The following is a 10,868-nucleotide window of genomic DNA, read 5'->3' on the forward strand; positions in this document are numbered from 1 at the left end:
TAGTCTAAACGTATTGACCAGACTTTCGGTCAATACGTAGAGCGTTTTGTCAGGAGCCGGGTATGACCGAGCTTACTCAAATAGAAACAGATGGCTCAACGCTCACCGATATCCTGTTGATCGAAGACGATCCAGCGGTGGCTGAATCGCTTCGCCGGGCAATCGAGCGGAGTGGAATGCAAATGTCCTGGGCGTCGACCGGCCTGGAAGCCATGACGCTGAAACGGGCAATCAAGCCCCAAATCGTCTTGCTCGACATGAGCCTGCCGGACACGAACGGCATCGTGCTCATCAAATGGCTGGTCGAGCAGGCGGATTGCGGCGTCATCGTCGTTTCGGGCTCGACCGAGGAAGCCGATCGGGTCGTCGCATTGGAACTCGGCGCGGACGATTACGTCTCAAAACCACCAAATATGCGGGAATTAATCGCCCGTATGCGAGCGGTCCACCGTCGCACGCCCATGCGACGCTTGCCTGCGCCCGTTTCCAGCCCGGCGTCCACCGGTGGTCTGCACCTCGACAGCCATCGCCGTACCGTGCACGGCCCGGATGGGGCACGTATCACCCTCACTGCCGCAGAGTTTGATGTGTTGGAAGCACTGTCTTTAGCCCGCGGCCAGGTGGTGAGCCGGCATGACCTTTCGACCGGTGCATTGCGCCGGCCATGGCAACCGGACGATCGGAGCGTGGATCAGCTCATCCTCAATTTGCGTCAGAAACTGCATCCGGACCCCGACGGAATCAGCTTGATCGAATCTATCCGGGGCAGGGGTTACCTATTGCGACTCACGGCAGATCTCCCCGGATCGACCAAAAGTCAGCCCGATCGCAGATCATAAACCGCAGCTCCTCCATGTGCGCACAGAACGACAAGGGCGTCGCAGCTTGGTCACCCTATTTTCCGCACCCCAACGTCTTATAGACAATAATATTTCGTGATTTAGCACGTATCGAACTGCAGAATAGTGTTTCCTACTTATATCCAATAGTATTGCCACCTAACAGTGGTGCCGTATTGTTAATGCCGTTATAGTCGAGACAATGGCGGTAGATAAATTCCAACGAGAAAGCTCGATGTCGGAATATTCGACAACGCCAGCTGTCGGAACAAGTCAGCGCCTCGAAGAACTTCGACCAGATGCGGCAACACGCGATGATCGGGCACCGCCAATTGGCGTCGTCGGCATAAGCGTTGCGGATAGTGGGTTGGACGCCAGCATCCGACTTCTGGAAGAGATGCCACCACACACCGGATTGGCATTCATCCTTGTCCACCGGCGCGTTTCCGACGGCGACGCTCTCACGGCTGATGTCCTGGCCCGTCACACACGGATGATCGTCGCCGATGCTACGGACGGCGTCGTGCTTGAATCAGAGCATCTCTATTTCGTCTCGCCGACAAGTTACCCAACCGTCTCGGGCGGTCGGTTGCGTCTGTTGATGCCACAGATCGGCCCCGTGCCCGCTCGACCATTCGACACCCTACTTGACTCGCTATCGCGTTCGTATGGCGCGGCCGCTGCTTGCGTGATTCTATCAGGAACCGGTGTCGATGGTTTTGCCGGCCTCGCGTCACTGCGCCGTGCCGGTGGATTCGTGGTGGTGCAGGATCCGGAGGACGCCCACCATGACGAGACACCCCTCGGCGCGATCCACACCGGCGGCGTCAGCGCGATACTGCCCGCGTCCCACATCGCCGGCGCACTGAGCGACTTCTTCAAGCACCCAGGGGACGACGGTGGGCCACCAGAACACCCGGTTGCATTGTCTCTGCCATTCCGCGAGGACGTCATAGAGTTGCTGCGAGCGCAGACGGCTCATGATTTTGGTTCATACGACCCAGGCGCCCTCGATCGGCGGCTCCAACACCGAATGGCGCTCACGCGGATCCCGGTCGAGGAAACCCGGCAATATTTGCAGATCCTGCATGATGACAAACGCGAGCTGGATCGTCTCGTCAACGATCTTCTGGTTGACGAGACGCCCTTCTTTCGGGACCCACTTGTCCTCGATGGACTTGCCAGGATGGCCATTCCCGGGCTGATCCAGGATCACTCCGGGGATCGGCCGCTCCGCATGCGGGTTGCCGGATGTCGTACGGGTGAAGACGCGTATTCGCTGGCAATCCTCGTTCTTGAGCAGATCGCGTCTGCTGGACGGACAATAAGGCTGCAGGTTTTCGCCGATGATTCCGACGTGCGCGCCATCACATTCGCCCGCGACGGTCTATATCCAAATGATATCGCGGACCATGTCGGGGTGGAACGTCTGGCGCGTTTCTTTTCCCAGGAAGCCACTGGCTGGCGCGCCACTGCGGAATTGCGGTCGGCGATCGTGTTTGCGACCCAAGACGTCCAGCAGGATTCGGCGTTCTCCCGCTTCGACCTCATTTCCTACCGAGTCCAGCCGAACTATCTGAAACCAGCCATACAAGAGAAGCTCCTCTCACTGTTCCAATCCTCATTGAGCAAACAAGGTGTCTTATTGCTCGGGTCTCCCTGGACATTCTCCGTCGAGCCGGTCGAGTTCGTCGCCATTTCGAAAGCATCTGGAATCTATCGCCAGGCCGAGCACGGGTCGTCTTCCCAGCAGGATAATCTGGCCCGTAGTGCAAACCGCTTGCCCGGCGACTCTGTGCGCATCCGCCCAATCCAGATGATGTCACGCGCGACGCGCTCGATAACACTTTCCGAACTCGGCCGCCGGGCGGTCATCAAGGCCTATGCGCCAGCCTCTGTTCTCGTCAATGCTGCCAACGAAAGTCTTTTCGTTATCGGTGCGACCGACCGATACCTTCGCCTTCCGCCGGGGCAGTCAAGTTCCGATCTGCTGACCATGGTGCGCCCTGGGCTCCGTCTCAAATTGCACCTCGCGATGAAAACCGCGCGGCAGACCATGGCGAAGGTCGTCGTTCTCTGCCAGACGAGAACCAGCGGTGTCCTGATCCAGTTCAATCTGGAGGTCCACCCCATTCTCGACGTCGAGGAGGGCCTGTTGCTGGTCTGCTTCGTCGAAAAGCCGCTGCACGACACACCGATCGAGCAGCGTTCTGTCGGCGATCGGCAGGCGTTCGAACTTGCGGAGTTGACTGCAAGCCGTACCGAGTTGCAGGACAGGATTTCCGATCTTGAACTGTTGACCGAAGAGCAGACTGTCATCAATGAGGAAGCGCTCCTCGTCAATGAGGAGCAGGAATCGGATCACAGGGAACTGCTATCCCTCAACGCTCAGACCGATCTTCTGAACCAGGAGCTCCTTGCGAGCAATCTGTCGATCAAACAAGAACTCCGCACTCGCGCCGTTGTATCGGACGATTTGAGGAACGTCCTCTATAGCACCGGCATTGCCATCTTGGTGCTGGATACGCATCTCGCGATCCTCTTTTTCACCCCGGCCACGAAATCCCTGTTCGCAGTCACCTCCGGCGACATCGGGCGTCCATTATCTGACCTCGCTGCCTTGGCACCCGACAGCACCTTGGAGAGGGATGTTCATCAGGTGCTGCAGCATCGCGTCCCGTCCGAGCGGGACATTCAAACCGCGACAGGTCATTGGTTTCGCCGGTGCATCTTGCCCTATCGCAGCGAAGCCGGGCAGGTCGAAGGCGTCGTCATGACATTTACGGACATCACGACAAGCAAGATCCTCGCAGCGGCGTCAGGGCAAGCCACTCGGCGCGCCGACATCGCCCATGCCGCAAGGTCACACTTCCTGGCCGCGGCATTCCGTGAACTGCGCCAACCCATGCAGATATTGACGTTGCTGCAAGGCCTTCTCGCCCGTACCGTTGATGACGACAGCGCACAGGAATGGCTCACCCGGCTTGATGCTACCGTCGACTCCATGTCGCGCATGTTGAACTCGCTTCTACACGTCAGCGGCATCGAGGCAGGGATTGAGACGGTGGCGTTGGCCCCATTCCCTATCGATGATCTCCTGATACATCTCCGCGACGAGTTCACCCACCTGGCCCGGACTAAAGGCTTGCTGCTGAGCGTTCTGCCGTGCGGGCTGCAGGTTGTCAGTGACGCGCGATTGCTCCAGCCGATGATCCGGATCCTTCTATCAAACGCGATCAAACATACCAAGGCGGGGAAAGTCATACTGGGATGTCGCCGGCAGGGCCCGATGCTCAGCGTCCAGATATGGGACACGGGACCCGGTTTGTCCGGGCCGCAGATGAGCGTCATCGCGGACCAGGACAACCAGGCCGATGTCGCGGTCTGGAACACTGGCCCCGGGCTCGGGCTCGCCAATGTCCGCCGTTTCGGCGATCTTCTCGCCCATCAAGTTGGGGTCTGCAGCAGAGGCAGACGTGGGTCGAGAGTTTCGATTGCAATCCCGATCCACGACACCGGCGACCTCCATGAGGAGCGGCCCATCCCAAGCATCGATGCTGTCGAGCCAACACACCATCAGCCTGGATCTATCATCATCGTCGTCGACGATCACAAACTGCGGGAGCCCCTGGCGCGTTGGCTGCGGGGACCAGGTCGTTTCGTGGCCGTCGCGGCGGATAGCCTCATTGCGTTTGATCTGCTGGCGCGCGCCACGCCCGATCTGGTCATTTTGGACTGCAACACCCCGTTCGGTCCAACAGGCGTTCGACTCGCTGCCCGAATCCGTCAGATGATCGGCTCGAATGTCCCCGTGGTGATCCTGACCAGCGAATTTTCACCAGAAACCTCACGGGAAGTCACCTGTCACGGCTGCCTACTTCTCGCCAAACCGATCAAGCAGAGCGAGTTGACCGAGACGATCAATCGGCTGCTCGCCACGGCGAAGCCGATTGTCGCGAAACCTGTCAACTCGGCGGCAACAGTCGGGTCACCGACCATCTATGTCGTGGAAGACGATGAGCATGTGCGCGCCACAATCATCGAGATCCTGAAAGACGACGACAGGATCGTCCTCGAGTTTAGCGGCAGCAAATCCTTCCTCGATGCGTATAACCCTGGTGACCGCGCCTGCCTTCTCATCGATGCTGATCTCCCGGCCATGGATGGCATCGAACTACTGAGCACTCTGCGCGCCGCCGGGCATCGTGTTCCAACGGTCATGATCACCGCCCGGGGTGACATCGCAACCGCCGCTCGGGCAGTCCGGACCGGCGCCACCGACTTTATTCAACGCCCGATCGATCGGAAGGAGTTGCTGGCAAGCATTCGGCGGGCAGTGAATGTGCCCGGCGAGCCAAGCAAATCACCAGCTCTGCGGGAGGCGGCGCTCAACCAACTTGCAGCACTCACATCGCGGCAGCAGCAGATCATGAAACTGGTGCTAGCCGGCCACCCCAGCAAGAACATCGCGGCCGATCTCGGCATCAGTCAACGCACAGTTGAGAATCATCGCGCGTCTGTCATGCGAAAGACCGGTGCCACATCGCTGCCGGCCCTAGCCAGATTGGCATTGGCCGCGCAATTGACGGACGCGGAGTCCATCCTAGCTCCGGGCACCCGGGACCCAGAGGCGTAAAGCTAGCTGCTACTTCGTCGTCCCGATCCGATTGAGGCGGTCAAGCAGATCCTGCCGGCGGTACGGCTTGATCAACACTTCAGACCCATCGACGCCCGATTTGGATAGATCGTGATTGCTGAAGCCGGATGTAAGCAGGATCTGGATATTCGGCGCGCGCCGGCTGACGATCTTGGACAGTTCGACCCCATTTATGTCACCCGGCAAGACGATGTCGGTAAATAGCACGGCAAAATCCAGCGTTTGGTCCAACTCGGCCAGCGCGTGTGCCGCCGTATCGACCCCGCACACGTCATAGCCAAGCTGGGCGAACATCCGCGATACCGTCGCCAACACGGCGGGCTGGTCTTCCACCAACAACGCCCGGCGACGCACAGTGCTGATTTGCTTCAGGTCCAATTCGCTATTTTGCGCGGTCGTCGTCGGCAGGAACAGTCGCATCGTGGTCCCGCCACCGACAACGCTCTGGATAATGATGTGGCCACCTGATTGCCGCACGAACCCATCCACCATGCTCAAGCCGAGACCGCTGCCGACCCCTTTGGCCTTGGTCGTGAAGAACGGCTCAAAAATATGCGGCAGCGTCGTCGCCGCAATGCCGGGTCCGGAATCGATGACGGCGATCATCGCATAGGTCCCAGGGGCGACGTCCTCGACTGCAAACTCGGCCGCCGGAAATTGCACGGCGGCTGCCTCGACCGTAATCTGTCCCCCTTCCGGCATCGCGTCCCGAGCGTTCAGGACGATATTCAACACTGCCACCTGAAGCTGCGCCGGATCGACCAGCGCCATACAAGGCTCATCTCCCGCCACAATCGTCAGATCAAACTGCCCCCCCAGCGCACGTGCGGCAGCAGGCCGAAATGTGGTGAGGAAGTTCGCCAGACTCACCGCTTTGGGGGATAACGGCGCCTGCCGCGCATAGGCCAGCATCTGGTTGGTAAGCTGCGCACTGCGCTGTGCTGCGTGTAGCGCCGGCACGAGAACATCCTGTAGCGCATGCGTGTCGGGCAGCGTCTCTATGACTTCTTCCAGGTTGAGCGTGACGACGGTCAGCAGGTTGTTGAAGTCGTGGGCGATACCCCCTGTCAAATGGCCTAGTATTGCCAGTTTTTCCGCTCGCATCAGCGCCTGCTCCGTCTCTCGGCGCTCTGTCACATCCTGGATGTAGCCAACAAACCCGGCTTCATGCTGCTGCCCGAAATCAGGCTGGGCGCGAAACGACTCGATCGTCACGTGACGTATTCGTCCATCACGCCGAACCACTCTCGCCTCTACCCGGCGTGTCCCGCTATAAACGCTGCTCGGCTGGGTCATCGATCGAAACAGCTCTCGGTCATCGTCATGCATGACGGCCGTTGCGTTCTCATAGGACGGTGCAAACTCGCCCCGCTCGCGGCCAAGCAGTGTATAAATCTCGTCCGACCATGTCATCTGCGATAGATCCGCAGAAATCCACCATGTTCCCAGCTTCGCCAGCCGGTGCGCATTGCTCAGCTCCTCGGTGCGCGCATGCAATTGCACAACGACTTGCTTGAGCTGCTCGTGCTGGCGTCCAATCTCATCTCGTGCGCCTTGCACCTCGGTCAGATCCCACACCACGCCTAACTGTGAGCTGACGCCAGCCATGGTAAATACCTGAGTGGCCCCGCCTACGCGAAGGATCGATCCGTCCGCCCGCTTATGGGTCCAGACCCTCTGGCCCGGCGCCACATTGCTCGCCGGCCTCATCGCCCGTTCAAGCGCTTCCAACTCCTCTACCGGCCGAATATCGCGCAATGTCATGCACAGGAACTCGGCCCGGGACCAGCCGTAGAACGCAACGGCGGCATTGTTCACGATCAGAAAGCGCAGTGTGACTGGATCGAATACCCACATCGGCAATGGATTATTATCGAACAGCAAGTGAAATGCGTCATACAACTCCTTCCTGCCATGCTGATCCGCCAATCGGTCGCCGACTTCGCGATGCACGCCGACGTAGTGCGTGACGATCCCCTGCGCGTTCTTGATCGGCGCCAGCCTGGTTTCCAGATATAATTCCGAGCCGTCTTTGCGGTAATTCATCAACGTCGCCGATGTGTCGATACCGGCCTGTTGGTCTTTGCGGAACCGCATCAGCACATCCATATCCGTCGCCGCGCCCTTCAGGATATTCGGCGACTCACCCACCAGATCCTGCGGCGCATAGCCGGTCAGGCGGCAGAAGCTATCGTTCACGTATACGATCTGGCGCCCCGACGGATCGCTGGGGTTTAGCCCCGTTATCATAATCCCATCGCTCGCGTGCTGCAGGGCGGAATTCAGCAGTTGCACCTCGTCATCGCCGTTTGGACCCGACAGCAAACCAGCCGTGGCGCAGGGTCGCAACAGATCTGCCGCCAGCACCGCAAAGGCCCGCAACGTGACGATGGCAGTCGTCACAAATTCTGCGCGGGGCTTCACATCCAGGACACAGATCGTGCCGACATGACCACCATCGCTCGCTGTGACGGGAACGCCAACATAGAACCGCATGACGGGCCGGGCAGGGGTTGCCGATCCGTGCACGAACCTTGCGTCAAGCAGCGTGTCGAGCACAATTATCTCGTGGCACTCGCCAGCCATAGGTCCGTACAGCCGGTTTGCGTCCAACACCGCCTCCGTACTGATGCCGAAGCTTGAACTGACGCGCCGGTGTAGCCCATCCACACGAACGAGAATCACACCGGGCACTTCGCAGACCAAAGCGATGAGTGCGACCAGGTGATCGAGCGCTGAATGGGTCGTGGCGTTCATGCCGTTATCGTCTGACCTTATAATGGTTCACGGTTGACGTTCGCGGTCGGGTCGGCCCGAACCGGTGTCAGCAGCAGCCCGATTGCGTCCAGTATATCCCGTCCGCTTGCCGGCTTGCTTGTCACGCGGATGTTGCCAGGTCCGTTGTAATGCCGCACGAACTCTGCCGCTTCATAGGGATGGCCCGTCAACAGAATGACGGGCAGGTTGGGTCGGATTGCGTGGGCGGCGGCGATCAACTCGTCGCCGGGCATGCCGGGCATGCTGTAGTCGGTGATTAGCAGGTCGATCGGCGCGGCGGATTGGATGATACCGATGGCGTGCCGGGAGTCAGCACTAACGCACACGATCATACCACTTTTGGAAATTTGCCGGGTCAACACTTCGCGAAGCATGGCATTATCGTCGAGCAGCAAGATGTGGTTTGGAGGCCTGATAATGCTCAAACCAGGCCTCTCTCGCGACAATGGGGCAGAATCATGCGCTTTCAGTTGCTACGGGTGCTGACAGCTCGGTTTTTCCTGATGCCGCTGCCGCAGCGCGAGTTGCAGCGCCGGAATCTGCTGCGCCGGTCGCGGCCGGCTGAATAAATAGCCCTGGCCAATCGTGCAACCACATTCCAGCAGGATCTCGGCCTGGGCGACTTCCTCGATCCCTTCGGCGATGACGTCGATGCCGAATGCTTCGCCCAGGCCGACGATGACTTTCACCAGCGCCGCGTCCCGACGGTCGCTGGCAATGCGGCGCACGAAGGAGGCGTCGATCTTCAGCTTCGAAATCGGCAACTCCTTCAGATATTGCAGCGACGAATAGCCGGTCCCGAAATCGTCCAACGCGACCGTCACACCCATCTCGCGCAACTCATCCAGCAACAGCCTCGCCGCATTCGACCACGTGATCAAAGTCCGTTCGGTTAACTCCAGCTCCAAATTCTCCGGCTTCACCTGGCCAAGGGCGATCGCACCGAAAATGACGCTTCGCAGATCCGGATCTTGCAGCTGAATTGCAGAGATATTGACCGCGACGCGGGGTGGCGCCCAGCCAGCGCCAATCCAATCATCCACCTGTTGCATCGCGACATTGATCACTTGCGCGCCAATTTGGACGATCAATCCAGTCGTTTCGGCTTCTGAGATAAAGCTGGCAGGCTGACGCAATCCGCTGCCCGGTTGGTCCCACCGGACCAGCGCCTCCAACCCAACCATCTCCAAATTGCGCAGATCGACCAGAGGCTGATAATGCAGCCGGAACTCGTGATTTGCCACGGCCTGGCGCAGTGATTGGCTCAGCACGGTGCTGCTGCGGACACGTTCATCTTCGGCAGGCGAGTATAGGAGGAAGCCGTCTTGCCCGTGAACCGGCACCAGTTGGGCCGCCAGTTTGGCCCGGCGGTGCAGTTCGGTTGCAAGCTCTAGCGCCGCACCGCGCGATGCCGGGCCATGATGAACCGCGGCGCCAATGCTGGGCGGCGCGATCAGCGCCAGCCGGCGGCCAGCGTCGTGGCCCGAAATCGCCTCACGTAACTCGGCGGCAATATCCGGCACGCTCACCCAGGCCTGGTCGAATTCATGCAGTATGGAGAAGCTGTCATCCGCCAATTCGCCAAGCACCGCGTCGGGCGCGAAGCGACGCGCCATGCGGTAGGTCCATTGCAGTATTTCGTCCGCGGCCTCGTTCCCGTAGGTCTGCCGGAACGCGGCTATCCCGGGAAGTGAAAGGCTGAATACGACGAGATCTGGAAACGGTGATGGCAGCGCGGCCAAGCGTGCTGCGACGAACGCGATGAAATGCGTCCCGCCGACAATCAGGCCGTCTTGCGATCTGAAATCAGTCACTCCGGCGACCCGGCCTCAAGGTCTGACAGACGCGGGTCCATGGCCGTTGGGCTTCCGATCGTTCGTAAGCGGTGCAGCGATCTCCGCCGAGATGGTCCACGGCCCATTCGCTGGCCGTGGCACATCCCGGGCGTATCGTCAGCAACCAGTGGCCCGGCTAGGATGCAATCGCCAGCGGGGGAGCGGTGAACAGCGAACCCGGCACTTCGGCCGCCTTGGCGGCAAGCCGGGCGCGGATGGCCTCCAGCACCGGTCCAGTCCACAGCGGCGTCGCGAAGGCAGTTCCGTCATTCCAGACACTGCTATCGCGGTATCCGCGTGTCTTGACCCACTCATTGGCCTCGTCACAATTATCAAATCGCATGCGGTTGCCGCAATCGAGGTAGCTTTCGCTCTCCAACCCCTCGGCCAGCAGGATCGTATGATCGTCGAGTTCGACGTTGAAGTAGTCGATCTGCTGATGGCCGGCCTGGGCGACGATCGTGGCGCCGTTCACTAGCAGCTTGGCAGGGATCAGGTGGCCATCGATGAACAAACAATGGTCGCCGGACACCATCAGGTCCCGGTGCGGCTGGCCCGGCCCGAATGCGTCGGCTCGAACCAGGACTGGCTGTTCGAACAAAGCGCGCTGGCCCTCGTAATGCTGGCGTCCGATCCACCGGATGGGCATCGCGTCATCGTTCTTGGCCCGCGGCGTCACGACCATATCCCCGATCTTCAACGCTTCGACCGCGATCTCCCCGCGTTCAGTCAGGATCCGGGTGCCGGCTGCGAAGCAGA

Annotated in this window: 6 protein-coding genes; 2 read left to right on the plus strand and 4 right to left on the minus strand. The window is 59.9% G+C overall.

Going from position 1 to position 10,868, the window contains the following annotated elements:
• Window positions 1–62: 62 nt before the first annotated feature.
• Together GSQ76_RS05885 and GSQ76_RS05890 are read left to right on the plus strand one after the other, a co-directional pair.
• Window positions 63–839 carry a response regulator transcription factor gene (locus GSQ76_RS05885; RefSeq protein ID WP_158742975.1) on the plus strand — a complete coding sequence of 259 codons (777 nt, stop codon included), beginning with the start codon at window positions 63–65 and terminating at the stop codon, window positions 837–839.
• Window positions 840–1,074: 235 nt separating this feature from the next.
• A complete protein-coding gene (locus tag GSQ76_RS05890; RefSeq protein ID WP_256366963.1) occupies window positions 1,075–5,475 on the plus strand; it encodes a response regulator in 4,401 nt (1,466 codons plus the stop codon).
• A 9-nt stretch (window positions 5,476–5,484) separates the two neighbouring features.
• Here GSQ76_RS05890 and GSQ76_RS05895 read toward each other — a convergent pair whose 3' ends face one another.
• The 4 genes from GSQ76_RS05895 to GSQ76_RS05910 form a co-directional block, all read right to left on the minus strand.
• Window positions 5,485–8,253, minus strand: coding sequence for a PAS domain S-box protein (locus GSQ76_RS05895; protein ID WP_158742977.1), 2,769 nt, complete (start codon window positions 8,251–8,253; stop codon window positions 5,485–5,487).
• 17 nt (window positions 8,254–8,270) lie between these two features.
• The gene (locus GSQ76_RS05900) at window positions 8,271–8,669 is read right to left on the minus strand and encodes a response regulator (RefSeq protein WP_158742978.1); all 399 of its coding nucleotides are present in this window, start codon (window positions 8,667–8,669) and stop codon (window positions 8,271–8,273) included.
• A gap of 78 nt (window positions 8,670–8,747) precedes the next feature.
• Window positions 8,748–10,088: a bifunctional diguanylate cyclase/phosphodiesterase gene (locus GSQ76_RS05905; RefSeq protein WP_158742979.1), complete on the minus strand. Its 1,341-nt coding sequence runs from the start codon at window positions 10,086–10,088 to the stop codon at window positions 8,748–8,750.
• A gap of 157 nt (window positions 10,089–10,245) precedes the next feature.
• On the minus strand, window positions 10,246–10,868 hold a 623-nt coding region (locus GSQ76_RS05910), incomplete at its 5' end, for a Hint domain-containing protein (protein WP_174247295.1).

The sequence above is a fragment of the Acidisphaera sp. L21 genome (assembly GCF_009765685.1).
GTDB lineage: Bacteria > Pseudomonadota > Alphaproteobacteria > Acetobacterales > Acetobacteraceae > LMUY01.

What these genes read in the sequence shown, in the direction of transcription:
- GSQ76_RS05885 (WP_158742975.1), top strand. Translation starts at nt 63, where the DNA reads ATGACCGAGCTTACTCAAATAGAAACAGATGGCTCAACGCTCACCGAT.
- GSQ76_RS05890 (WP_256366963.1), top strand. Translation starts at nt 1,075, where the DNA reads ATGTCGGAATATTCGACAACGCCAGCTGTCGGAACAAGTCAGCGCCTC.
- GSQ76_RS05895 (WP_158742977.1), bottom strand. Translation starts at nt 8,253, where the DNA reads ATGAACGCCACGACCCATTCAGCGCTCGATCACCTGGTCGCACTCATC.